28 protein-coding genes and 1 pseudogene are annotated in these 25523 nt (G+C 45.1%); 4 read left to right on the forward strand and 25 right to left on the reverse strand.

What is annotated here, in order from left to right; translation table 11 throughout:
- Window positions 1–315: 315 nt before the first annotated feature.
- The 5 genes from AC0YN4_RS29370 to AC0YN4_RS29390 form a co-directional block, all read right to left on the reverse strand.
- Window positions 316–768: a hypothetical protein gene (locus AC0YN4_RS29370; RefSeq protein WP_475784841.1), complete on the reverse strand. Its 453-nt coding sequence runs from the start codon at window positions 766–768 to the stop codon at window positions 316–318.
- Between the two features lie 126 nt (window positions 769–894).
- The gene (locus tag AC0YN4_RS29375) at window positions 895–1113 is read right to left on the reverse strand and encodes a hypothetical protein (RefSeq protein ID WP_475837451.1); all 219 of its coding nucleotides are present in this window, start codon (window positions 1111–1113) and stop codon (window positions 895–897) included.
- Between the two features lie 26 nt (window positions 1114–1139).
- Window positions 1140–2252, reverse strand: coding sequence for a beta-propeller fold lactonase family protein (locus AC0YN4_RS29380; RefSeq protein ID WP_475837452.1), 1113 nt, complete (start codon window positions 2250–2252; stop codon window positions 1140–1142).
- 176 nt (window positions 2253–2428) lie between these two features.
- Window positions 2429–2779 (reverse strand): hypothetical protein, encoded by a 351-nt coding sequence (locus AC0YN4_RS29385; protein ID WP_475784838.1) that lies wholly within the window; start codon window positions 2777–2779, stop codon window positions 2429–2431.
- A gap of 262 nt (window positions 2780–3041) precedes the next feature.
- Window positions 3042–3227: a hypothetical protein gene (locus AC0YN4_RS29390; RefSeq protein WP_475784837.1), complete on the reverse strand. Its 186-nt coding sequence runs from the start codon at window positions 3225–3227 to the stop codon at window positions 3042–3044.
- Window positions 3228–3339: 112 nt separating this feature from the next.
- Here AC0YN4_RS29390 and AC0YN4_RS29395 point away from each other — a divergent pair, with 112 nt between their 5' ends.
- Window positions 3340–3738, forward strand: a complete 399-nt coding sequence (locus AC0YN4_RS29395; RefSeq protein ID WP_475784836.1) for a MerR family transcriptional regulator — start codon at window positions 3340–3342, stop codon at window positions 3736–3738.
- Window positions 3739–4292: 554 nt separating this feature from the next.
- Here the strand turns inward: AC0YN4_RS29395 and AC0YN4_RS29400 are convergent.
- The 3 genes and pseudogenes from AC0YN4_RS29400 to AC0YN4_RS29410 all read right to left on the reverse strand — a co-directional run.
- Window positions 4293–4451 (reverse strand): annotated as a pseudogene (locus AC0YN4_RS29400) (HIT domain-containing protein); the annotation flags it as partial.
- Between the two features lie 353 nt (window positions 4452–4804).
- Entirely contained in the window at window positions 4805–5077 is a 273-nt protein-coding gene (locus tag AC0YN4_RS29405; RefSeq protein WP_475837453.1) for a hypothetical protein, read from the reverse strand.
- 97 nt (window positions 5078–5174) lie between these two features.
- The gene (locus AC0YN4_RS29410) at window positions 5175–5843 is read right to left on the reverse strand and encodes a cysteine hydrolase family protein (protein WP_475837454.1); all 669 of its coding nucleotides are present in this window, start codon (window positions 5841–5843) and stop codon (window positions 5175–5177) included.
- Window positions 5844–6065: 222 nt separating this feature from the next.
- On the opposite strand from AC0YN4_RS29410, the gene AC0YN4_RS29415 reads away from it, so the two are divergent.
- Together AC0YN4_RS29415 and AC0YN4_RS29420 are read left to right on the forward strand one after the other, a co-directional pair.
- Window positions 6066–7055, forward strand: a complete 990-nt coding sequence (locus tag AC0YN4_RS29415; RefSeq protein ID WP_475837455.1) for an aldo/keto reductase — start codon at window positions 6066–6068, stop codon at window positions 7053–7055.
- A 2-nt stretch (window positions 7056–7057) separates the two neighbouring features.
- Window positions 7058–8050: a Gfo/Idh/MocA family protein gene (locus tag AC0YN4_RS29420; protein ID WP_475784832.1), complete on the forward strand. Its 993-nt coding sequence runs from the start codon at window positions 7058–7060 to the stop codon at window positions 8048–8050.
- An 83-nt stretch (window positions 8051–8133) separates the two neighbouring features.
- Here the strand turns inward: AC0YN4_RS29420 and AC0YN4_RS29425 are convergent, their stop codons facing one another.
- The 15 genes from AC0YN4_RS29425 to AC0YN4_RS29495 form a co-directional block, all read right to left on the reverse strand.
- Complete coding sequence (locus tag AC0YN4_RS29425; protein WP_475837456.1) at window positions 8134–8559, reverse strand: DUF1801 domain-containing protein; 426 nt, start codon at window positions 8557–8559, stop codon at window positions 8134–8136.
- 145 nt (window positions 8560–8704) lie between these two features.
- Window positions 8705–9262, reverse strand: a complete 558-nt coding sequence (locus tag AC0YN4_RS29430) for a hypothetical protein (RefSeq protein WP_475784830.1) — start codon at window positions 9260–9262, stop codon at window positions 8705–8707.
- Complete coding sequence (locus tag AC0YN4_RS29435) at window positions 9259–10074, reverse strand: hypothetical protein (protein ID WP_475837457.1); 816 nt, start codon at window positions 10072–10074, stop codon at window positions 9259–9261. The genes AC0YN4_RS29430 and AC0YN4_RS29435 overlap by 4 nt, the downstream gene beginning before the upstream one ends.
- Window positions 10075–10121: 47 nt before the next feature.
- Window positions 10122–10271, reverse strand: a complete 150-nt coding sequence (locus tag AC0YN4_RS29440; RefSeq protein WP_475784828.1) for a hypothetical protein — start codon at window positions 10269–10271, stop codon at window positions 10122–10124.
- A 68-nt stretch (window positions 10272–10339) separates the two neighbouring features.
- Window positions 10340–10888 carry a hypothetical protein gene (locus tag AC0YN4_RS29445; RefSeq protein WP_475837458.1) on the reverse strand — a complete coding sequence of 183 codons (549 nt, stop codon included), beginning with the start codon at window positions 10886–10888 and terminating at the stop codon, window positions 10340–10342.
- Between the two features lie 432 nt (window positions 10889–11320).
- Entirely contained in the window at window positions 11321–12001 is a 681-nt protein-coding gene (locus tag AC0YN4_RS29450) for a serine/threonine protein kinase (RefSeq protein WP_475837459.1), read from the reverse strand.
- Window positions 12002–12016: 15 nt separating this feature from the next.
- Window positions 12017–12250, reverse strand: a complete 234-nt coding sequence (locus AC0YN4_RS29455; RefSeq protein WP_475837460.1) for a hypothetical protein — start codon at window positions 12248–12250, stop codon at window positions 12017–12019.
- 394 nt (window positions 12251–12644) lie between these two features.
- The gene (locus AC0YN4_RS29460) at window positions 12645–12917 is read right to left on the reverse strand and encodes a hypothetical protein (RefSeq protein WP_475784505.1); all 273 of its coding nucleotides are present in this window, start codon (window positions 12915–12917) and stop codon (window positions 12645–12647) included.
- Window positions 12918–13109: 192 nt separating this feature from the next.
- On the reverse strand, window positions 13110–15572 hold the full coding sequence (locus AC0YN4_RS29465) for a discoidin domain-containing protein (protein WP_475784506.1): 2463 nt from the start codon (window positions 15570–15572) through the stop codon (window positions 13110–13112).
- Window positions 15573–15679: 107 nt separating this feature from the next.
- The gene (locus tag AC0YN4_RS29470; protein ID WP_475837461.1) at window positions 15680–16636 is read right to left on the reverse strand and encodes a DUF1861 family protein; all 957 of its coding nucleotides are present in this window, start codon (window positions 16634–16636) and stop codon (window positions 15680–15682) included.
- A 34-nt stretch (window positions 16637–16670) separates the two neighbouring features.
- The gene (locus AC0YN4_RS29475; protein WP_475837462.1) at window positions 16671–17459 is read right to left on the reverse strand and encodes a phytanoyl-CoA dioxygenase family protein; all 789 of its coding nucleotides are present in this window, start codon (window positions 17457–17459) and stop codon (window positions 16671–16673) included.
- A gap of 103 nt (window positions 17460–17562) precedes the next feature.
- Window positions 17563–19287 carry an ABC transporter substrate-binding protein gene (locus AC0YN4_RS29480; protein ID WP_475784509.1) on the reverse strand — a complete coding sequence of 575 codons (1725 nt, stop codon included), beginning with the start codon at window positions 19285–19287 and terminating at the stop codon, window positions 17563–17565.
- Window positions 19288–19383: 96 nt separating this feature from the next.
- Window positions 19384–20277 carry a carbohydrate ABC transporter permease gene (locus AC0YN4_RS29485; RefSeq protein ID WP_090980804.1) on the reverse strand — a complete coding sequence of 298 codons (894 nt, stop codon included), beginning with the start codon at window positions 20275–20277 and terminating at the stop codon, window positions 19384–19386.
- 27 nt (window positions 20278–20304) lie between these two features.
- Window positions 20305–21288 (reverse strand): ABC transporter permease, encoded by a 984-nt coding sequence (locus AC0YN4_RS29490; RefSeq protein ID WP_475784510.1) that lies wholly within the window; start codon window positions 21286–21288, stop codon window positions 20305–20307.
- 35 nt (window positions 21289–21323) lie between these two features.
- The gene (locus AC0YN4_RS29495) at window positions 21324–22391 is read right to left on the reverse strand and encodes a glycoside hydrolase family 130 protein (RefSeq protein WP_475837463.1); all 1068 of its coding nucleotides are present in this window, start codon (window positions 22389–22391) and stop codon (window positions 21324–21326) included.
- Between the two features lie 339 nt (window positions 22392–22730).
- Here AC0YN4_RS29495 and AC0YN4_RS29500 point away from each other — a divergent pair, with 339 nt between their 5' ends.
- On the forward strand, window positions 22731–23741 hold the full coding sequence (locus AC0YN4_RS29500) for a LacI family DNA-binding transcriptional regulator (RefSeq protein ID WP_475837464.1): 1011 nt from the start codon (window positions 22731–22733) through the stop codon (window positions 23739–23741).
- A gap of 72 nt (window positions 23742–23813) precedes the next feature.
- On the opposite strand, the gene AC0YN4_RS29505 is transcribed toward AC0YN4_RS29500, so the two are convergent.
- Together AC0YN4_RS29505 and AC0YN4_RS29510 are read right to left on the reverse strand one after the other, a co-directional pair.
- Complete coding sequence (locus AC0YN4_RS29505; RefSeq protein WP_475837465.1) at window positions 23814–24344, reverse strand: hypothetical protein; 531 nt, start codon at window positions 24342–24344, stop codon at window positions 23814–23816.
- A 298-nt stretch (window positions 24345–24642) separates the two neighbouring features.
- Window positions 24643–25488, reverse strand: coding sequence for a DNA-primase RepB domain-containing protein (locus AC0YN4_RS29510; RefSeq protein WP_475837466.1), 846 nt, complete (start codon window positions 25486–25488; stop codon window positions 24643–24645).
- Window positions 25489–25523: the final 35 nt, after the last annotated feature.

The following is a 25523-nucleotide window of genomic DNA, read 5'->3' on the forward strand; positions in this document are numbered from 1 at the left end:
AAAACCTTCCAATATAAATTCGGAGGGTTATTTGTAATGCTTAGATTCTAGTATAGCAGTATTTTTTCAAGCTTCTAATGAAAAATGTTGACAAGATATTAGCTGGTTTAGCACAACAGGCTGCCGATTGTTGATATGCTCCCCAAATAGTAGACAGGTGAAATAATAACAACCTGCTGCTAGGAAGGGAGCATTTTTTCATGTCTATAAATTCAATACGTTGCTGAAGATAAACTCGCCATAATCAAAGAGATCGTTCAACAAATGAAAAAGGAGCTGCTACGTGGGCAAAGCTCCTCAACTATCGTTTTTAGTTTAAGATGTGCCTGCACAAGCTGAACCAGTAAAAGTTACTGGACCTGTAAGAGTTACAGCAGTTGGTTCATCACTTGACAAATACATTGTATACCGAATCTGACCAGTTACAACATCAGTTACTGGAGGGAAATCGCCAGTAACAAATGTCAAGTCTCTGGAGCCTGGGCCAGCAGTTAATTCAATATTCGAAGAGAAGATGAGAATTCCTGTACCGAATACACCAGTACCTCCCCTTTCGATAAGGATGTTGACTGTGTTTGTTGCACTTCTATTGACCCCAACCATTCCCCAAAGTTGAATACGAACATCATTTACGTTTGGGGTCCCTATAGCGTGAACAGTTTGTAGTCCAATATCACCAAATAAAGTGGGAGTTGCTGTTAAAATTGCAGTGCCAGTACTAGACGTATTATTTAACGATAGACGTGAATCCAAAAATTGAGTAGACATTTTCTGTGCACAGCTCGCTTTCTTTTTTATCCTAATCTATTCATAGAAAGTTTAAGTGCTTGGACACAAAGAATAATAGAGATATCTGTAGCCTGTTACTTTAATGAAAAACAATGAGCCCATTCTTCAATTTAACAGATATGGATTTCTCGAAAGTTCGGATGCCGACATGTTGAGCAGTTCCTTCTCTTCATCTAAAATAACTAAATCGTATTGGTTGTTCACCTCTTGCAATACGATTGCGAATGTTCCAATTCCGGGGATCAAGACTTGGCATACCGAATTTTCTATTGTTAGATTGGACACCAGTTCCCATAATTCACTCATCGTTTGAACTTCCTTCATACGAATCACCACCCCATCGAAAGTTCCTAAGGATTTACGCCTATCGCGTATGGACGTGCCCCTGTCGGGATCGTAGCAATTACCGCTTGGGTTACACCATCGATCACAGACACATTATTATCATCTTGATTAGTGACATAGATCCGATTCGTTATTGGATTTACTCCTACCCCATTCGGATTATTTCCAACAATAATCGTGTCGATAACGGTATTCGTTAGTCCGCTTATTACCGATACGTTATCCGAATCTCGATTGGGGACGTAGATCGCATTCGTCGAGGAATTAACCCCTACTTCACCTGGAGAAATCCCGACCGGAATACTAGCGACTACGAGATTGGTAGCTCCACTAATAACGGATACAAAGTTACTGGTGAAATTCGAAACATAAATTAGATTTGTAGCCGGATCGACTCCTACACGGAATGGATTAACCCCAACTGGAATGTTGACGATTACCGTATTCGTCGTGCCATCGACCACAGTTACGATATCGGAATTGAAATTCGCGATATATATCAGATTGGTCAACGGATTGACAGCTATCCCCGTAGGAAAAGGGCTTCCTCCCACAGGTGTAAAGGTGGTCACCTCGGTATTAGTCAAGCCTTCAATCTCCGTGACGTCATTACTATTGAAATTCGCAGTATAAATCGCGTTCGTAGCTGGATTGACAGTCACATCCCCGGATCCATCCCCTGCGGGTATGGTGGCGATTACAGTATTGGAATTTCCATCAATAACGGAAACTTCACTGCTGTTTACATTCGCAACATAGATTCGATTGGTTAACGAATTAACGTCTATACCCGCGGGACTAATGCCAACCGGAACGGTAGCAATGACCGCATTCGTTATCCCATCTATTACGGATACACTATTACTATTGAAGTTAGTCACATAAATACGATTAACCGATAGGGTACCGGTTGCTCCGGTTCCTGATCCCAAAAGTTCATCTGATACAAGACGATGAGCCGTTACTAACTGTCCGGTTAGATCTTTTCCCCAAAAGGAAATTTCAGTACTGTCTGCTGCCGGACCACTTGTTGTAAAAACGAATTGGAATGCGTCATAATTTGCCGAATAGTTTTTTGTAACAACTGCATCAGGTTGGATGGAGAACAATTCCTGCACATACAATGACCGAGTACCGTATAAAACAAAACCCTCTAGTAGAACGATAGAGTAATTAACAGGATCGCGATTATCCATTTTTATCGTGACTTGTTGAGTTGGTCGCATCCCATCTACAGGTTCGTTTGTAATTGGACCGGTTGATAATAATGCCATTCATTCATCCCTTCTTCACGTTAGTCTTGAAGTTCATTTGATACAAGACGTTGGACTGCTACTAACTGTCCGGATAATTTTTTTCCCCAGAAAGAAATTTCGGTACTGTCTACTGCTGGACCACTTGTTGTAAAAACGAATTGGAATGTGTCATAATTTGCTGGATAGTTTTTTGTAATAACTGCATTAGGTTGGATGGAGAACAACTCCTGTACATACAATGACCGGGTACCGTATAAAACATAACCCTCTAGTAGAACGATAGAATAATTAACAGGATCGCGGTTATTCACTTTTATCGTGACTTGTTGAGTCGGTCTCATCCCATCTACAGGTTCATTTGTAATTGGACCGGTTGATAATAGTGGCATTCATTCCCCCCTCTTTACGTCAGACTTAATAAGAAATAAATATCCTTTTTTTGGAAGTTGGTATTAGTTATTATATGTATATTTCATACTATAGCTTGGACACTTTGCACCCAAAAAAGTAGTTAAATAGAGTCCTTTATACGGATGCCTTATGCTATGGATAAAAAGATGCGATTCCTACGTGCGAAATAGATGATAAAAAAAAGCTTGATTCATCAAGCTTTCACTCCATACATTATGTAAGTGGATTTGTGTCCCTAGATTAACTTTTGTTGTTTTCTTTTTCCAGGTAATCTTGCAATTTCCTTTCAATATCTTCTCTGCAATCCAAGCAAATTGCAGCTGGATAAGTGTTTGGTCCGAAATATTTATATTCATCTGGATAGGCGGTTATCCATCTTATTTCATGACAACGTGAGCAATAAACTTGTATGGAGATTTTGTCCATATAACTCCCTCCTCGTTCTCCATAATTACTTATGCATTTTCTTAAGCCTCGAATAATATCACTATTTCAATCATAAAACTTAAAGTCAACTTTAAGTCAAGGGGTGAATGAGATGAATGAGCTTAGTATTGGCCAATTAGCTGCAAAGGCTAATGTGGCCGCATCGACTCTGAGGTACTATGAGTCAATTGGTTTATTGCCCTCCCCCGATCGAAAAAACGGTCAACGCCGGTATGACTCAAGGTTGCTTGAACGCATCAACTTTATTAAAGTCGCTCAGCAGACAGGATTTCACATTCAGGAAATTGCGGTACTATTAGAGGGCTATGAAGCAGATAGTCCTATTTCTGACCAGTGGGAGCAATTGGCAAAGAATAAACGATTCGAACTAGAAGATAAAAAGAATCATGTTGATTCGATGATTCAGCTTCTAGACAACTGTATAAGCAGCAAAAGTCTTAACTGGACAGAATGTTTGGAGCAGATACAAAAGACAGGCAAGTGTTGTTAGATGTGATTTGGGCACATCCCATTCTTTAAAACAAAAAGGATGGCACATTCGATATGCCATCCTTTTTGTTGAACTCCATTGTCTTCTTTTCGCCATGAGCTTTCGTTCCTCGTTAGTTCAATCGGCTATGCGTAAATATCTATCCCTACAATACGATTATCACTTGAATCAACTACAAGAATAAGTGAACGTGCAAAAACAATGAAAGTACGTATAGTAACAGATTCACGCAACTTCTCCTCCAGAACCCATCCTGTTGGAGCAAGTAAAACAGACCCTGTATCAGCAAAAAAGATGATGAACAGTTAGCTCAATAAAAAAAGAGGAACCGCCATTTGCAGCAGGTTTCCTCTTGTTGGCTTTCTTAGTTTCATATCATTCCCCAAAGGAATACAGAAGTTGATCATTTCGAAAAATGGGTCGTTCAGTCTGTGTTATTCCGGTTCCATAGGTTCATCCTCGCCCCGATCCGGGACGAGATTTTCTGCTCCTGCCCAATGAAAATATTGTTACACGTTCGCGCTAACTGTTTCTTTTTAAACTATCGTTTCCCGTTAGAATACTGATTCTTCTACGTCCATCACAGTTGAAATATGTTTTTTGGGGACGGCTAACAAGTGGATAGGGGCGGTGTGGACCTTACAATGGAATACGATGACTTGTTCATCCTCATACTCCACTGTAGATGGAAGTTTTCTGTCGATAATGTTACAAAAGACGCATTTACATCCTTAGTAGAGTTGTCCTAATTTCTCCATAAGAGATATAAATTAAAAAGTAAACCAATCGCGATAACAATCAGACCAGTATTTTTAGAATTATATTCTGCCCACATTCCTCTTTTATATCTCCGCACTAAAACAACAACTATTGATATAATGAAGGATGATATCATCATTGCAACAAGAAGCTCCATTTTATATCTCCTTTCTTCCACTATTTAGACGTAAACGTTTGGAAATTGTTACGCTAACCTCCCGTTACTTCAATGAAACACTTTAGACCCGCAGCAACGGGCTGCGGGTCTAAAGTGTTTATATTTTAAGGGGTTGGGAACGAGCAATTGTTAGCCATTTGTTTTGAAAGTCCACTGCTCATCTTTCACTATCCATACTGTTTTATCATTCAAAATCTCTTTTATAAAAGTATGATATTGTAACGAAGACTGGCTCATAAAACACCTCTTAAAACTTGCAAAGCTAATTATCTTTATAGCTTCAAACTCAAATTTACTATGTGTAATTTGAGAATTAGCCATATCAAATGTGATAAAAAATATTGTGAACCAAATTAATTTATTAATAAATACTTGAATTTTATTTTCAAGAAAACTTTTCAATGTTTTCTCTTCCTTTCAAGTTTTGCAACAGGATTCTTATATAAACATTCAACAAATGGACAGTTACTACCCAGCAATCTGCTCCTTGTTCGTTTAGCTATCGACCCTCTTTAGTAGAGTAAGCACTTTTCAATTCGTACGAGGTCGAGGTATAACCAATATCGGTTTCATATATTCTTAGAAATACAAACCTTAACCAACCGCCTTCGGGATTATTATCATCAATGGTGTCTGGGAATTCACTTGAATTTGTACAATCTCTCAACATCACAACACGATAATTATGATGGCGAGCCCCTACACAAGTATGGAATAAACACGATTTTAAATGGAAGCCAACAGTAATCAATGTATCAATGTTCCATGTTTTTAGATAATAGTCGAGCACAGTTCCATTGAATCCATCTTTATGCGACTTTGGAATAACTGCCTCATTATCGAGCGGTTGTATGTCCGGATTAAACTTAGGAATCATAGGTTTCCAACTATTTTCAAGAAAGTCTAATCCATGAATCTTTGTTGTTACATCATTTGGCCCCCCAACCCCATAAATAGCGTTGAATAGATAAACAATTTTCATGCCCGATTCCCTCGCGATGCTAAGTGCCGAGTATATCTCGTTCTCAACAACATGTTTATCAGCCGATGATTCATCACAATCAACTAATAGCAATGCTGTTCTTTCTGGAACGATATTAATTTGCAAATCAGATTCGGCATTATATTTTCTTACGGATAATCTTAATTCTGTTGCATTATTCCCCATAGCTAGACACCACCCTCGCCCATATTGTCAGTTTTCATTATACCGAAATATTCCATGGAACAATTATCCTTTTTTATCAATAACCATCACGCTAATTGATTGCTTTATTGTACATTGTCATCTTTTGAAAAACATGGCATTCTACAACATGAATCAACTTCGTCAGGAACATGTCATCTCAAGGTTGTTCAGGTGTGTATATATGGGGAGGTATGGATAGACATGCGTTACAAGGAAATACCAGGCACAGGGTTAAATGCTTCCGTCATTTGCATGGGTACAGGCGGCTTCGGGGGAGGGATGCCTCGGGAGCAAGCATTTCGACTGCTTGATCTGTATGTTGAGCTGGGCGGGAATTTTATCGATACGGCGCATTATTACGATAACTGGCTAGGCGTCGGAAGAAGCTTAACCGAAATCCGGCTTGGCGAATGGATGCAGGAACGGGGAAACCGAGACAAGCTTGTTTTGGCCACCAAAGGTGGGCATCCCGAGGATGAAACGCCTCATCAAGCAAGACTTGGACGACACGATCTTCTGGAAGAGATTGATGAGAGTCTAAAGCTGCTCCAAATCGACTATATCGACCTATACTGGCTGCATCGCGATGAGCCAACCAGGCCCGTTGAAGAAATTATGGAAACTCTGCACAGCCAAGTGCAGGCAGGTAAAATCCGTCAGATCGGCTGCTCGCACTGGACAGTGGAGCGGATTAAGCAAGCTCAAAGCTATGCAGCTGCTAATGGGCTTACCCCCTTCGCAGCTAATCAGCCCTATTGGAATTTAGCTGGTTATTATACCGGCTCGGCGAAGGATGATCTTGACTCAGATAGAAGCTATTATCAGGAATCCGGAATGGCCGTTATCCCATTTTCCTCACAGGCGAACGGTTTCTTCAGCGGTCGGTATGCGCGAGGGAAAGCAGCAGGAACGCAAGGAAGTGCAGAACATGTAGAGAGAACCTTCTTCAACGATCGCTGTTTCGATCTTCTGGATCGCGTACAGCAGCTGGCCGGCGAGCTCGGGACAACCGGAACCGTTATCGCGCTCTCTTATTTGACATCCCAGCCCTTCCCTGTTTTTCCGATCATCGGATCGAAAACACAAGAGTATGTGCGTGACAGCTGTGCGGCAGGAGACTTCTTGCTAACGCCTGAGCAGCTTCACTTTCTGGAGAATAATTTATCATCCAAACCCTTAGGAGGAATTTAAAAATGATTCGCGTAGCCATGCTCAGCTATTGGCATGTACATGCCTGGGATTACACCAATCAAGTGCAGGCCAATCCGAACCTTGAGGTAGCCGCTATTTGGGACGAGCTTCCTGATCGTGGTCAGGAGATCGCAGACCAACTGGGCGTACCGTTTATCGCTAATCTAGATGAGCTGCTTGCCCGTACAGATATCGATGCCGTCGTCGTAGATGCGCCAACAAATATGCATCGCGATGTGATGGTGAAGGCGGCTCGCGCAGGCAAACATATTTTCACAGAGAAAGTGGTTGCAGCTACGCTGAAAGAAGTTAATGAAATTAAAGCTGCTGTACGAGAAGCCGGAGTCAAATTCACGGTTTCGATGTTCCGACTGAACGAACGTTATACACCAACGATTAAAGGGCTGATTGATAAAGGCCTCTTCGGCCAGCTGACCCAAGTCCGCGTTCGTAACGCACACAACGGAACGACTGGAAATTGGCTTCCTGATCATTTCTATAATCTTGAGCAATGCCAAGGCGGCGCCCTAATCGATCTGGGATGCCACCCTGTATATCTGACACGCTATCTTCTTGGGTTGCCGCAAAGTGTTACCGCCAGCTTCGGCTACGTAACTGGCAAAGAAGTAGAAGACAATGCAACCGTAACGCTTCGTTATGAGAATGGTGCTGTCGGTATTCTTGAAACAGGCTACCTCACTCCTCACTCCCCGTTCTGTATTGAAATTCACGGCACGGAAGGGTCGCTTCTATACGGATTACCGGATGACGTGATTCGCGTTCGCAGCAACAAGCTGGAACAACAGGAGTGGGTAACGATTGACCATCTTTCTGACTTGCCTACTGCAATCGAGCAATGGGTCGGCCATATAATGAATGATACTCATCCTGATGAGAATAACGAGTTCGCAACCGATTTGACAAGAGTCATGGAAGCCGCTTATCTTTCTGTGGCTGAGAAACGCGTAGTCTCGTTGTCTGAGCTGCACAACTAATCTGTTAAAAAGAAGCCACTCCTCAACAGGAGTGGCTTCTTACATCTAATGAAAAAGTCCTTATACAGGATATTGGAGTTACTTTATCGTGTCGCCTCAACCCCAAATCGTATTGCCTCTTCAAGTATACTAATGTTTATATCTTTTAGCGTTTTGAACTTAATACAATATCCGCTCACACTCGCCTTGCCGAGTTTTTCCCCGTATGTAAGGGTTAAATATTTCTTATCTTCAATACCAAGGATATAGACAGAGATTCCGGTTTTGTTTGCACTGATGCCAATTTGATAAAATTCTCTGGTTTTTCCATCAGCATATTTTATGGTGTGAATTCCATATCCGATATTAGGATTGGAAACCGTTTTATTTTCATTGTTTTTACCATCCAAGAACCATAAATTACATTCTGGCATTATTTGCAGAATGATTCGGTGCAACGCTTGCATATCACTACGTTTTGGTTCAGGTTGGCTGGTAATATACTTTTCTATTTGTTCTTGTGTGTTCATATTACGTGCTCCTTCCATTTTCAATTACTAGACTGTTCTAACCACCTCTATTATTTCTGTACGTCCATCTCTGGTATGCAGTTATGAATCCAATGAACATACAATATCATTCATTCGCCATCGCCTTATTCATCAAGTTCGCCTTCTAATCAGACTTACCTACCGAAGCAGCGGCGCGCCTGCAAATGTAGACCAGAGCCAGTTCTGATAAAATGCCCAATCCTAGGATCAAGATAGACCACAGCATGACTGTAGTTTGAGACCAGTTGATACTAAATGGGAAACTAATCAACGATACGACATTAACGAAGATAACAAACATACGGCATCGGTTAACAGATTCAGCGAAGGTGTGATTTGCGGTATCGATCGCGTGTTGGAATAGTGCCAGAAGGAACCAGTTTACCAAGAGCAATTGAAGAAACAACATCATGCTGCCATATGCCAACCATGGAGGAGAGACGTCAAATGAGTGAACGGATTGGCCAAAGAACGGCACCACTTCCGCAACAGAGAACAAAGTAAGAAGAGCAGCGGGCCACTGAGCTTTCAGATAATTGCTGCGAAAATGACCCAGGCCGATTACAGCATTCCACATCAGCGCATACCCGACAATGTCGGGAAGGATGTCGAACATACCGATTCGAAAATCTATGAGTACGATTACCACACCCCAAGAGAAACGGAGAAAAGCGTTTTTCAAAGCGATGCTTCCTCCTTTCTCAAACGGACGTATTTAGATAGATCTTTCTCATATAAATCCGGCTGCTTGTTGATGTACATAACACCTGCAGGATTGCCATTCTTGTCTTCCGCAACAACCATGAGTTGAAAAACATCGAATTGACGTATATCCCCCTTTGGCAACAGAAAGCGATAGTTCATTGAGAAGGAGTCACCTTTGCGAAGTTGAATAGGAAAAGCGCCGGAATCACTCGCCTTTACGCTGCCGTTATTTAGCATCAATTCAAACCCACTTCCAAGCAAATCGGTATAGCTATTCGAAACGGCTGTGATTTCAACGTCTCTGCGCGCTATGTATCCGTCTCCTCCAGTGCCGTCTGAGGAACCTCTCGTGAAATTTGACTCCAGCGGGAGGGCTTGTTTATCAGGATGAATAATCAATTTACCGATCTCTACCGTATCTTCAAATCCGTCGTTGTAATAGACACGAAGTTGATCGATAATAAGCTGTTCTTTAAGCTGTCCGATTGTGATCGACGAAGGCGACAAAACTGCTTCCCGCAGCTGCAATCTTCCCTTCTCATCTCTTGTTTCGATATGCTCAACATGAAGCATAATGCCATCGGCTAGCTCGATCTGATAAGGTTCGCGTGAAGAGTCCTTATTCGTAAGATAATAGAACCGCATTTGTTGGAGCAGTGATTCAGGCATCTCATAATAATGTTTCAAGAAAAGCGGCTTATCTATTTTTTGACTCTCATAAAACCATAGGTTGCCCACCCATGAAGCAGCGACCGCCAAGGCAAGCAGCCAAATCCAATGTTTGTTCATCATCATACCCCGCTATTTACGACTATATTTTTCGGATAGGTTATCGTTCATTCTTTTTTATCTTTTTGTAGATTAATTAACCTATCAAGCCTTTCAATGATGCGTTTATCATTCTTTAATTGTTCCTTCATCATGACGTCTGTTCTAAGCGCGCCTAAAACTAGAATTATGCACACAATAAATATAAATATAGCCATAACCCTCCTCCAACCTCACTGTGAAATTTATGCTAGCATTTAGCGGAATTGTCGCGTAGCCTTTGTAGTTAATTATCGCTAAGAAGCTTCCCGTCCTTATCGTAATATTTATATTTGAATGCAAGGGTATCATCTTTAGGTAAATCAATCCAAGTAACAGACTTTTGATTTACACGAAATGCTTGTTCAATTACTTGTTTATTTACCTCTAATTCCATTTTCGCAATTTCATTTTCCTGATTCGTAATCATCATAAATTTTGAATTACGGGTCTCATCATTCGATAGGTTGATTAAGAATGCAGTAAACGATTGACCTGTATGTTCTTCGGTATTTGTCGACTCATAATTGCCTTTATGGTTTTTAGTAAATCGAATATAGGCTGGATTATTATTGGATAAGAAGCCAACGATCCGTACATCATTGATGTCTTTTATCTCCAAAATCTCAACTGATTTATCTTCATAACCTTTAAAAGTCTTAATCACTTTCTGTATGGATTCGATATCATTCCCATAAAGTTTATTGGTACGATTAGACAAATAAATAGCAATCATTGCAATTAAAACAACTCCAATAAAACCATATACTATGATGTATTTCTTTGATAGAACCATATGCCGAATCCCCCGTTCATGAGCGATGATGCTTATCCTTCAATAGGTGTCATAATCTCTATTCCAGGTAATACCGAATACTCTCGTAAATAGCCGGTACCACCTGGCGCAGAGGCGATCCTATTGATCCAAAAGGGTTTATTTTCATGTTTCCACGCTCCATTTATGGTATTTTAACCCACTTAAATCAGTGTAACATTGCACCTTTTATTGAACAATACTGCCCGTTCGTTCTTCACCTCACTAGAATTTCACTTATTCTACATCCAAGCGCAAAAAAGAGACCCGCAGCAACGGGCCGCGGGTCTAAAGTATATTTTTAAAAGGGGGTTGAGACTTATTATAGACGGACTTCATTAAAGCAAGATGAAGTTAGCATTTCAATCGTGTTACATTTTTGAGCTAGCGTGCCCCGACAGTTGGTGTCCCCTCTCACTTGCGTTTCCCAAAGAAAAGCTGGCTCACACGTTTAGAGAAGTCTTCTATTCCAAAACTTGCTGAATCAATCCGGTTATACCAGTTCGTTATGGTCTCCAAGATCCATAGAGGTACCTGTACCTCACTTATCAGGGGATAAAAATGTTTATATGTCCACACCAAGTGCTCCCACCGACTATCGTTACCTTCCTTGATATATTCCGATACATCAAGCACTTTGCCCCTGCCTTCATGCAGAAGAACATTTTTCAGATGAATATCCCTCGGGTTCAGTCCCAGACTGCGGACAAACTCTCTGGCATGTTCAACGTCTTCTATGACTTGCTCCGGAACACGGACACCTTGCAGAAGACAATCGTATAGGGTGACACCTTGTTCAAAACTTAATACCAAATAGTTAGGTCCTGCACCGTAACATTGAGCGAAGTACGGTGATCCTTCTAAGCGTTTGTATATTTCGGCCTCCGCTTCCTTCTTCTCTAATGACTGAGCGGAATACACTTTATAGGCGTAATTTGGGGTGTTCGGGTAATAAAAGACCGCAGCATCCGTACCGATACCAATGCAGCGCAAGTCTTCGGCGAAACCGATGACGGAAACAGGCTTATTATTTTCATGTCCCACGACCTCAATATCCCTCAACACTTCCTCAACTTGACTCCAGTCTGCAGCCATCACGATCTTCTCCTTCTATTTCATATTTAAGTATGTAATCTTTTCTCCTGATTTCAGATTTATGGGTCTACTACTATCAGTATTCCCCTCAATTTTAAAAGGATTCCCTTTAGAACCGTTCGTCGTAATAATCGGATCATACATATAAAAGTGTAGATCACTAATCTCCAATACACCGGTGTTCTTCACTTCAATAGAATAACTTCTGTATTCTTCACCAATCTCCTGACTAATCAAACTAATCTTCATTACCGATCCCCTCCCCTTTGGCGAAGTATACAATATAACAACTCCTCGAACAACCATTATGTGGTATTTATATAAATATGAGGGAGACTGTCGAATTCTTTAACGGTTGCCAGCGTGGCTATTTTATGAAAGGAACACCTATTAAAATTCTAACGGTTGCGAGCATCGTTATTCACGGGATAAGCTTTGATTTCAATCGAAAAATGCCCAAATAGGCCCGTTTGCAACCGTTAGAAAATAAAAACGGGCTTTTCCAGCCAAATAGCCACTGTCACAACCGTTACAGCTTGGTAGATGGCTTTTATGTAGAAGGGTCGTCAATTTTGCACGATAGGCTAAAAAGAAAAGCCCACCTTTCCGCTACAACACGGAAAGATGAGCCTCCACTCATGCATTAATAGAAATAATCGTATCCACCGTATCCGCCATATCCGTCATAATAACCGCCGTAACCGCCAAACCCTGTGAATAGTCCAATTGCGAGTAAATCGAACAGTAACAATGGAAGAAGAAATTTCACTTTAACTGTTTTGCCTTTTTCCTGTGTAAGAATCACACGGTTACCTTGAATTGACGACAGTGTTCCTGTAACTACTGTCCCGTCCTTCTTGACCACATAGATCTTCTTACCGTAATACTTTGAAATCTGTTGTTTGCTGACAGCCATTCGTCATTCCTCCCTCTCAACAGCTTGACTACTCTATTACTCTATTCAAGTGCACCGGAGGATGTTTGGGATTTTCGTAGAATTGCAAGGACCAAATTAATTTAATACCTAATAACGAGAACAGCACTCCGCATAAACGCGAAGTGCTGCTATTCTCAGCTACCAAATGAACGAAGCCAATGAAGCCGTGACCTAGTTGCCGTAGACTTCAAAATCATAAATGGAGTACGCATAGGTGGTTCCTCGCACGGTGCCGGACATCCTCACGAATTTGGCATTCGTTGCGGCAAAGGTAACGTTCGATACGCCGCCTGTTCCGGTAGTCGTCGAATACTTATCTGTCCACGTGTTGCCGTCGGGGGAGGTTTGGATTTTGAAGCTGCTGGCATAGGCGGCTTCCCATCTAATGATGGCCCTCGCTACCGATTGCGATGAGCCAAGATCCACGTAGATCCACTGCGGATCACTTGTTGCGGATTCCCATCTGGTGGCCGTCGTTCCGTCCGTAACATAGCTTGCTGCATTGCCATTCTGTACAGAGCTTGCCGTTGCCGTCTTCCCTAATGCCAGATTAGTTGGCGCATAGACCTCGAACTCATAGATCGAATAGGCGTACGTCGTCCCCCGCGCCGTTCCATTCATTCGTACATACCTGGCGTTCACAGGGTTGAACGTGATGTTCTGGATTCCACCGGTACCGGTTGTAGTCGTATAAACATCCGTCCAATTCGTGGCATCCGTCGACACTTGAATTTTGAAGCTGCTTGCGTAAGCGGCCTCCCAATTCAGCTTGACGCTGCCAACCGTCTTCGGTGCACCTAAATCCACATAGATCGTTTGCGGGTCACTCGTAGCGGATTCCCATCTTGTTGCCGTCGTTCCATCGGTTACATAGTTAGCCAAGTTATTGTTCTGAACCGAGCTTGCCGTAGCTGTCATTCCCAATGCTAAGTTCGCGGACGGTCTGTATCCCACAAACACATTATTAATGAGAATTTTGTTCCCGCTATAGGTCTTGGTTCCGTTCGCCGGCGACAATACGATTACAGCAGCCGAATCGGCTGGGAGCGTTATCGATCTTGATCCGGTAACGTTCGTTTGGAGGATTGAATCGCTGACCGCATCATAAATATCGACAGCAGTACTCCCAACGTTAATCGATACCGTCTGGCTGGTCGTATACGGATTATAGTACAGATAGGAAGCATAAGCCGAATCATGGAAGAAGTCCGTTTTCAGCAGATCGAGCTGCAGGATTTGGCTTATATTCGTCGTCTTAATGATCCCGCCAAACACACCTGAGAGCGCACCGGAGTAAATCCCGAAGTTCGTATTATAAGGCCAGCCATACGTTAAAGGATCTCCGGTAGCAAACGGCGCCTTCGTGCTGTCTCCGATTTTGCGGTAACGCAAGCCTTCATACGGAATGCCATGATTAGGGTCGCCTGTCCAAAATGCGCTGTCCTGCAGGGTCGATCCCACTTGATCGCCATAATAGAGTCTGGCATTACTCGCCGCATTGAGCATCCATTTGCCGATTGCACGCGCATACCTCTGGTCATATCTGGCTACCGGAACAATTCCCATCGCCGCTGCAAATGTGTTCATAGCAAACGCATAATTGCCGCCATTGTCATTATTGGAGCCCATCAGTCCATCCATAGCATAACTGCCGAAGCTTCCTTTGAGCCCTCCCCAAGTAGGACGATGGCTGGAATTCGCATCAAATGCCCAGTTCATCATCTTGGTCACATCGTAGCTTCCACCTTGCTCCGCATTTAACCGCGATGCCAGCAGCGGCCCCCAATATTCGAGCGCTTCGTAGGATGGATTGCTCGTTTGATTTTGCAGGAAGTTCATGCTCCATTTGGCCGCGTTCAAGTAGTTCGCCGTTCCGAATTTCTTGTAAGCCCAATATTGCAGCAAACCCGCTCCTATTGCCGCATCCGGCTCCGTGCGATTACCGGTAAAGGGAGCATTCGCCGCAAAATCATAACCCAAGTAATTATAATTTACGTTGCTTCCACCCATGTTCACAATCGCGTTATACCACTTATTCGCTGTACCCTGTAAAGCGGCGTCCATTGCAGTAGAGGGATACAGATAATCCAAGCCGGCAAAAGTTAGCGTAGGAAGGAGCACATACCAGAACTCCTCGCCTGCCGTGACCGCATTCGGGTTATTGTTGATGATGCCTTCCGCAGTGAAGTAGGTCCTTGTCATATCTGCGAAATTGACGTTGGAGTAGCCATTGCCGGTCTGATTGCTCTTATTAATGCCCGTAAGTGCACCGCCGAGAACGGCTGCCATCCCTGCAATTGCCTCTTGTTTGCCATCAGGTATGACGCTAGTCGGTCCGACATAAGCAGGAAGCTTAAAGGTTGTCGTCGTCATATTCAGATGCGTGGCATCCCATAATGCAAGTGGCTTATAAGTCCCGGTAGAGGCGAAATCGAAGACAACGGAGTCAAAATCCCTTGCCCGCTGATTCCAATCGATCATACTGTAATTCACAGGCTGATTCGGCAGTGAATCGACGTAACCGATACTCGCCTGTCCAATCGGTGCGGCATGAGTCGTATCCGGAAAGACCGTTAAGGAGACGGAGCAAACCATTGAAGCAACCAGAGAACAGCTAATCACACGCTTTAGCATTTACATAACCCTCCCGATTTGGATGCCTGCACACCTACTAACCAACTCCCACTCTACTTCCCCTTCTATTAAATGGAGCCCCCTTTCACCTTTAGAGTTATCGCAAGTTATACCTGTTCGTACTCCAGAAAAGGATCGCCGATCTCGATCCGATAAGCTTCGGCGTCACTCGCCCCTACATAGAGATCAGCAAGACCATTCGGCCTCCTCACAATCCCCCCGCTAAAAATAACATCCGTCAGATCAGGCCGTTTGGCTGCCCCCTTCGGAAAGCTGGACCGTCTTGCGATAATTTTCATCGGTGTTTTCTCGAACGTATCCGGATGAATGGCGAACGTCATCGCTTGATAATGTCTGTCCTCGCCTTCAAAGGAAGCAATATGTCCCAGCACGCCTACCAGACCATTGGAAAGCAGATGTGGTTCATTCGCTCCGCCCCACTCCAATTCTAAGAATTGATCTTGAAATACAGGCGCATCCGCAATTCGATCTGCCGTAATGTCTTCCAGTCCGGCGCATTTGAAGAAACCAATCTTGCCTCGGCCTCCCTTCTCGCCTTGCGGTCTGGTTAGGACGCCGATTTCACCGGTCGCCAATTCAATAAGGCGCACATCCTTCATATGACTCGGTCCCGTCAAGAACAGCGCCAAGCTTGCGATATCCTGTCCCCGGTAGAACTCCGTTACCCACGAGATGATTTTGTCCGGGTTGGCCGGATCCATGACGAGCTTCACGCCGCCGAAAATCAGCTCACCCTTAATACGGGTGAAGAACGGATCCTGCAGTTCGTATGGCGCATGCGAAGGATGCGGAATCCACGAATCGCCACGCTGATGGAAGAAGACGACTTCGGACAGTTCGGTTTCACGGCTCTCGACACGTCCCGCGATAATGGGTTCCCCTTTATCTAAGAAAGGCGCAGAAATATTGTAGACGTCCCGAGGGCCGACGCCTACAAATTGAATCAGCACCCCGGGTTGAACACCGGCGCTGGACTGCTGTTCGAACTGCTCCAGCAATTCCGCGCAGCTCTGCGGCGCTGTATGTTTGTGTAACATTACCATTCGTACTTACCTCCTCTATCTGTAAAGCAAAGTGCTACTCCTCGTAGGGAGGCGTCTTGTAACCGCCGGCATAAGTCGAATCCGGTTTGGCGAAATCACCTAGGAGGCCGCGACGCAGAGGCGTTGTTCGCTCCATAAGTTCGCTATCATTCTCGAATCGGTCGGAATACCGGAGCCAAGGCGGGCTGTAAATATAATGCATCGTGTACCGGTCATAGTCGTGGTTATGCTCATGCGAACGATGCCAAACCGCGTTATGAAACACCAATGCTGAACCTGCGGGTGCACAGACCACATGCCGAAGCGGACATTCCTCTGTTCCCTTCCGGACACTATCCGGCATTGGCACACGGCTGCGATGACTGCCCGGAATCATTTCCATGTTTCCTTTACCTGGCTCGCTTTGGTCCGTCAGCAAATACGAGACTCTAAGCTGAAGAAGCGGAATCGGATGCCCCAGCAGCTTAAAGTCGAATGCGCTCGATCCATCCTGATGCCAGCCGCCATGCTTACCGCCGGCAGGCTGAACGGTGCACCATGCGGATTGCAGAATGATGTTATCGGAGCCGTATAGACCGCGCACCTTGGGCATCGCTGCCGGGTGATCGATCAGCCGCTCCAATGCAGGTTCGCTTGCATAACCTTCGCCGACCTGATGGGAAACCTTCTTCGGCTGATCGGCATGCAGACGCTGCGAAGCTTCCAGACATGCCGCGATCTCCTCCGGACTTAGGACGTTCGGAATGACAAAATACCCCCATGATTCAAACATGAATCGGTCAAGCTCCGTAAATTCGCCTGGTTTGACGATCGGATTCAGCATATCAATCTCCTCCTTCGGGAAGCTCCCAGCTTCCCTTCATTAATAACAAACAGGCTCCCAAGAATCTGAGAGCCTATTCGCCTTTTCATGCGATTTGCTTATGTTATTGACCTTCGTATGGATTTGTTTTCAAGAACTCATTAAATTGTTTCTCAACTTCAGCGACTACCTTCTGGTACCCTGCTTTATCGAGTGCTTTCTGAATCTTAGTTAGATTACCTGCGGCATTGTCCACTACGCCGTGACCAATGGTGTACATCTGCGAGCGAACCTCGCTTACTTTCGCAACTTCTGTCTTCACGCTGTCAGGCACGAAGCTGAAGCCGGCATTCGGCATCTTGTAGAAGAAGTTTGTATCCCCCATGTTGTTGAGCATCGTTACAATATTATCCGGTGTTTTGTTGTCGTAACGAACCATCGTAGGGTTCCAAGTAAGCGTGAAGCCCGGGAAGTTGTAGTTCGTTGCTGCATCAACTGTTGCCGGGTAGGAGTATTTCGTATCCCCTTCCGCCTGCCAGTGCTTGCCTGCAATACCGAACTCGAACAGGTCATGATTCTCTGGACTCGCGAACAACCAGTCAAAGAAAGCAAGCGTGCGATCAACGTTCTTGGAATTTGCAGGAATAGCTGCAAAGTTCCACGCTTTAAAGTCGCTTCCTACTGCTTTTGCTGTTCCATCCATAAGGCCCGGTGTAATGACGTAAGCACCGATCTTCGCACCTGGAATGGATGTCTCCAGCTGTTGGCTTTCCGAAGAGTAAATATCAAGCGTACGGAACACGGATGCTGCCTTACCGGACATAAATTGGCCATCCGGATCCTTCTGTGCCAAGATATCCTTCTCTAGGTAACCTTTCGTGTACCATTCGCGAACCATATTGAACCCTTTAAGCGGATCCATTGTATTCATCGGCTCAGGAAGCAGCTTCAGGAATTCCGGATCGCTGTAGCCATCGATTGTTTTCGCTGCATAAGCCGTTCCGTCCGGCTTAATGGCGACGCTGACGCTTGTACCGCCCATGTTCACCATGTAGTTATGTTTTGCTGTGAGCGGCTGTGTCATCGTGAGCAGCAAATCGGAGACGTAATCGGTGCTGCCATTGAACGTAAATGGAACGATCCCTTTGTCATTGGCAAGCACTGCATCGTAGAACTTCTCCAGATCAGCCAGTGATTTAATCTCGCCGATGCCGTACTTCTCAGCCATGTCTTTGCGGTAATAAATGGTTGCGCCGCCACTGAACGCATGCGTAAACGGAATGCCATAGACATGCGAGCTGCCTGTTTTGTCTGCGAAGCTGTTGTTCTTGAGATATTCCGGTGTGAAAGCTTTCTTCAGACCCGGGTATTTATCATTATTGAAGTAAGAGTCCAAATTGACGAGCTGATCCTTCGAAATCATCGCGCTGATGTTCGGATTCGTCCACTGCGCCGTAAATACGCTGTCCACTTGCTCGCCGGCTGCCAGCTTCAAGGAAACCTTTTGGCCGATGTCATCAAATGTCGTGAAGTTGAAATGGATCTTCGTATTGAGCGTATCTTTCGTTTCTTCGTAGAACTTGTCGAGCACGGCTTCCAGATCGTTGACGTTCGCAGTTGGAGAAGGCATGTAGAATTCAAGCGTCACTTCTTCAGGAGCCGTGCTCTCTGTTGTTTCAGCTGCGTTTGAAGTGTTGTTGGTTGCCGCCGTATTCGTCTCGGCTGCCTTGTTTGTGGTGTTCGCCGTATTGGCGTTATCCTCTGAATTACCTGAACAACCTGCTAATGCTGAAAGAGACAATGTCGCTGCAACAAGTAGCGCCGCGTTTTTATGCAACTTTTTTCTCATTTGTATACCCCTCTCGATCTGATTGGAACGCTATATGCTAACCGGCTTTCCGGTAATAGCCTGAACGAACGCTCTATGAATCTGGTCAAGCTTCTCTCATCCTTTAACGGCTCCGACCGTTAAGCCCTTGATAAAATACTTCTGAAGGAACGGATAGAGCAAAACAATCGGACCGATCGATACCATCGCTGTCGCTACTCGAATGCCGATGGTCGGCACCGTTGCACCGCCAAGCGCTGCCCTTGCCGCTGAGCTTAATGAGGAGTTCAGAAACTCAGCCTGCTGCTGCAGCCGCATGATCAAGTATTGAAGCGTAAACAGCTTCTGATCATCGATGAAGAGGAGAACTCGGAACCATTCGTTCCAATACCCCATGGCCGAGAATAAACCGATGGTTGCAAGAATTGGCGCTGACAGAGGCAGGATGATTTTGAAGTAGATATAGATATCGCTTGCTCCGTCGATCTTCGCTGACTCGGACAATGCCTCCGGCAAAGATGCGAAGTAATTCTTCATTAGGAATACGTTAAAGCCATTCAACGCACCAGGGATAATCAGTACCCAGATGTTGTTATGCAAATGCAGCATGCGAGTCGTTAGAATGTACGTCGGGACCAAACCACCGTTAAATACCATCGTCACATAGGTGAAGAATGTGATGCGATTCCGGTACTTCAAGGTGCTGACCGTCAGCGGGTAGGCCAGCGAGCTCGTAAGGAAGAGCGTCAGTATAACGCCGCCGATGGTCGTGATGATTGTAACGGAATAAGCGCGGTAAACACTCTGCGTCCCTGTGAAGATCAGCTTGTATGCGGTCAGATCGAACTGCGATATCCATAAGCTGTAGCCATTGCGAATCAGTGCCAGTTCATTGGTGAACGATGCGGCAAGCGCAATCCACAGTGGCAGCATACAGATGAGCGCGAATCCGATGATGGTTACGTAGAAGACGGTTAGCAGCGTCCGGTCCCCCATCGTCTTGTGGTGCATGGCGATTCCTCCTTTCAAGGCCGGACCTTAGAACAGTGCCGAATCCTTCGATAACTTGCGTGTGATGCCATTAGCTGAGAGTACGAGGATGAAGCCGACGACGGCTTGGAACAGGCCGACTGCCGATGACATTCCAATATCATTGTTCATGCGAAGAGCGCGGTACACGTACGTATCAATGACATCCGTCGTCGGTCGAAGTACCGGATTATCGCCTACAAGTGCATAGATCATGCCGAAGTCTCCGTAGAAAATGCCGCCGATCGACAAGATGAACAGCATCAGTGTCGTTGTCTTCAGCATTGGCAGTGTAATGCGAGTAATCGATTGGAACCGGTTGGCTCCGTCAATGCGAGCCGCTTCGTACATCTCTTGATCCAAACCGCTAATCGTTGCCAAGTAGATGACGGTACCGAATCCAACGCCCTTCCACAGACGAAGCATGACGAGAATGAACGGCCACCAAGAAGCATCCTGATAATAATTGATAGGCTCTAGTCCGAAAATACCGAGTACATGATTGATAACTCCCGCATCGGTGGAGAATAGCGCGATCGAGAAGATCGAGATAACCGTCCATGAGATAAAGTTCGGCAGAAACATAAAGGATTGCGCGATCTTCTTCACCGTCTTGCTGCCAATCTCGTTAAGACCAATCGCCATAAACATTTGGACAGCAAGCCCGGTAATGATGAACAAGATGTTCAGATAGATCGTATTGATCGTGACCGTTATCCAATCGTTGGAGGTAAAGAAGAACTTGAAGTTCATCAGCCCTACGAAGTCACTCTTCAGTCCATACAGTCCTGCCATCGGATTGTAATCCACGAATGACATGTACAGCCCGGCCATGGGTAAGTAGTTGAACACTATGAGGAACAGAATACCGGGTAAAGTGAGCAAGTACAGATACCGGTTCTTCATAATCTCTCGTAAGAACGTGTCTTTCTTCTTCCTCTCAGTCGGTGGCTTCGACTGCGTTTGCCGCTCAAGCGTTATGGGAGCTGGCATGGTTGTTCCTCCTCTGGTCTATCATTTGTGTACACTCAAAGTTGATTATTCAGCTGCTTGAGCCCAAGGTTGGCTCTAATTGCTTCTATTGAGATTTCTACATAACCGATCGAGGTATCGCTTGCCCCGTAGTAGATCTTCACCAGGCCATTCTCATGCAGAGCGCCGCAAGGGAAGATGACATTCCCGAAAAATCCTTCCCGCTCATAGTCCGTCTCCGGCTCCATGATCGGCTCCACACTTCGTGCAATGACTTTCCATGGCTCATGCTTATCCAGCAGCAGCGCCCCGATGCAGTAGCGATTGGACTTGTCCGCACCGTGATAGATTTCGAGCCAACCCTCTTCGATTTCGAACGGGACTGCGCTGGCTCCAATTCGGCCGTCATCCCAGAAGCCCTGCCTTACGCCAATGAGGTGACGATGGTTGCCCCATTGCTTGAGATCGCTGGATTCTGCAATCCACATCTCCGGTTGTCCGTAGTGGGAGCAAGATGGACGGTGAAGCGCATAGTAGCTGCCTCCAATCGAAGCCGGGAAGATCGCAACGTCTTTGTTATCGGGGTGAAAAATGTTCCCTTGTCTAGTAAAGGTAATGAAGTCTTCGGTTGTGATCATGGAGGTGCAGATGCCATATTCAGAGATTGCAGAGTAGGTTATGTAATAGATGTCTTCTATTAAAGTAATGCGGGGGTCTTCGATGCCATAGCTCTCATAGGAATTGCTGGGCAGAAGGGTTGGTTCAGAATCGATTGTGAACTGAATGCCGTCTGTGCTCCTCGCCAGTCTTAAATGAGAGATAGACGTTAGATAATTTCGTTCAGGCGTGCGGATGACTCTTACATCGGAGAAATCATATTCCGGCTTGCGTTCAAGCGTATGCAGCTCGATGCGGTCTTCGGAAGGACGATACAGGGGTACTACGTAAACCTCGGGATTATCGTTAATCGGACGTTCAGCAACACGGAGCAGCAGGATCGTTTCATCTTGATAGCGGGTAACTCCTGCATTGAATACCCCGATGACCTCCATATCCGAATTGGAAGCGTTAACATTTTGAGGTTGAATAATAGGGTTACTCGGTGATCGCCTCGGTTTCGTCAAGGGCACTCTCTCCTGTCCATTACTTCTCTGTTGTTTCAGGGGGAATTTATTACCTTATGTAAGCGATTATAAATTAGGTTATTATTTCCTGTCAACGGTTAAAATAAAGTTATTTTTCTCGAGGCGATTTTAACAGTAAATTGTTGGAAACAGCCATTAAACCTAGTAATAGTGCGGGTTTTATTGAAGTTAAGTGACCTTCAAAACCTACTTTATCGTAACTTTATGCCGAAACACAGGAAAGACACTTGGAAACTTATAACTTTACAATTGACTTGTTAAGTAACTTTTTATAGTATTTAGTTAGCAGTCAAAATGACATTATTAGGGGAAATTCGCATGCAGGTGGGTAAAGTTACGCTAGATACCATTGCCGCGCAGCTCGGCATTACGAAAGTGAGCGTATCTAAAGCTCTAAATAACCAGCCGGGTGTCAGCGATGAGTTAAAGAAACGTATCGTTCAATCTGCTCGTGAGCTTGGATATATTAAGAAGGGGAACGTCAAACCTTCTACTGCCGTCTCCAAACTGGGACTTATTGTACCTAAACGATTCTTTCTGGAATCGGATAACTTCTATACGAAGATCTATTATTATACCAATCAGGAATGTGCTAGGAAGGATATCAGCCTATCCTTATATGTTCTTGATCCCGAGCAGGAGCAGAACGGCTCGCTTCCGCTCTCCCTCATTCAGGACCAGAGTGAGCTCGACGGCCTTTTCGTTGCAGGAGAGGTAGAAGCAGACTACATGAAGGTGCTGCTGGACTGCCCATTTCCCATTGTAGTCATTGATTTCTACAAGGCGGGTATGACACTGGACTGCATTCTGGCCGATAACTATCAAGCCGGTTATACCGTAACGAATTACCTGATCCAGAACGGACATACGCGGATCGGCTTCGTTGGCAATCCTCAATTCACAACCAGCGTAATGGACCGCTACTGTGGATATATTAAAGCCCTTACCTATCATCAGCTTGAGATTAATCCGAGCTGGAGAATCGTGAATAATGATATTAACAATTCCTATGTCATGGACTTTCAGCTTCCGGCTGAGCTCCCCACCGCATTCGTATGTCACTGTGACATGGCTGCCTATAAGCTGCTGCTCAAGCTGCAAAAGGAAGGCATTTCCGTGCCTGACGAAGTATCTCTCATCAGTTTCGACAACACGGACCTGAGCCAGAGTGTTACTCCTGCGCTGACTTCGATGAATATCAGCAAACATGATTTTGCGACCGAAGCCGTTCACCGCATGTTGTGGCGTATCAAGCATGACAGCGCGCAGAGCAAGACGACGTATCTGCAAAGCACGTTGATTGTACGGGATTCAATTAAACGGGTGTAAATCCTATTATACGAAGGAAGGCTGCCGGAGCAATTGTGCTCGGCAGCCTTCCTTTGTTGTTTACGTTTATTGCTACAAGGCAATAAATCGGATTAATCCTACTATTGCAAAAGCGAATAATACCGTGCCGGCCCCAATACCCGTAATCGCGCTGTTGGCCACTTGGAGCCTAGGGGCTACAAGTACGGCTACAATCGAGACGATAACCATAAGCGCTGCCAGCAGCCATAAGCTGGGATCATCAAAGACACTTTTCAAGCTAATAAAATGAATGCCTACGATAAAAGCGATCCATGGAGCGACATAAGCCTTGCGCTTCGATCGGATCAACATATACGCACCCACGCCAGCCAGGACAAATTCGCCATAAAACGAAATCAAATAGTTACGGAAAGCGGACACCTCATTCAAAGCGGATGGTGCATCCCAGTTCGTAACGCTCAAATATACTCCTGTTAAGCACACTACTAACGCAATCCCCGATGCAATGCCCAGATATATTCGCCAGCTAGCTCTGGGATTCTCTTGTGCCCAGCCAAACCATGCAAAACTAAACATGCCAAATACCGATGCATACATGGCGTAGTCCCTAATGTAATCCATTAACAGCCTCCTCCGCGATCACGTTGTTTCTTGACACCCGTATTAGCTATTCATCTTAAATCAAGAAAACTTTTCCACTTAGGTTAAAACGAAATACGGTCATTAAAGTTGCACTTATTTTCCAGCCTTGGAGTTGTCCCAAAAGAGGACTCTTCATTAAGAAATTATTTTCTTAGGACAAAAAAATGGCGTCACAGTTCTCCGATCTGTGGCGCCATTACAAACGCTTTCCTTTTTGTCCATTCGTCGAACTGACAGTGCATAGCCCTCTTGATAACTCTAACGAATCGTACAGGGCTTATAAGGATAATGCTAAGCTCCGAATGAGCTCAGCCTGCGTGAAGGGTTGTTTCCTCCCCCAGCTTTTCACGCTAACGAGGTAAGGACTTGCCGGGTTCTTCCGGTGGTAGAAACCGGGAACGCGCATGACGCGAGCGAGGTCTGTGATTTTGGGATCGGAGTTGAACTTACGGGCCAGTGCTCGCTGAATGGGAACAAACCAGCCAATCGAGCCTTGACGGATTGCCCAGTAGATGTGGTAGCCGTTCTTGGTTTCGACGATCATTGCACCGCGAATGAGCTTTCGGTGCTTGGCAAGAAACTTCTGTTTGAGCTGCCGCACTCTTCGCTTGCCTCGCTGTCCGAGCAGCTGATAAAGCCCTTGCTTGGTGGGTGTCACGCTAATGGATTCGATCTGTTCCAGCCGGTCCGTTTTCAGCTCCTGCATGCGGCGCTCCGCCTCTTCTCTCGTATCCAACAATTCGGAGATCTTGTTGAGGTCGACGTCGATGAAGTGAGCGCGAACCTCCTTGAAACGGCCTCGGGCCTGCTCCCGATAATTCACGGTCATGAACACCGCATAACCTTCCTTGTTTTTGCGGAGCAGCGGAACGGTACGCTTTGCGGGAGTCAGCAGCGTAATCCGGGACAGCCGGCTCTCTAGCTGATTCAATGGCTTATGCAGCGTCATCGCCCTCGTCTTGCTCTGCGAGGTGGGTAGTGTTGGCTTGCGGGCCATCGTATCGTGGACGAGCGTAAAATGTAAGGTTTGGCCTCTTTTGCAGCCGAGCTTCTTGATAAAATGCCGGAATTGACGGGAACGCGACCGCATGCGGCTGGCATGCAGGTTCAAACTCTGCTCCACTCCATCACTTCCCTCTATTTTAGGCTGACATCACA

The organism is Paenibacillus sp. J22R3 (assembly GCF_056269305.1).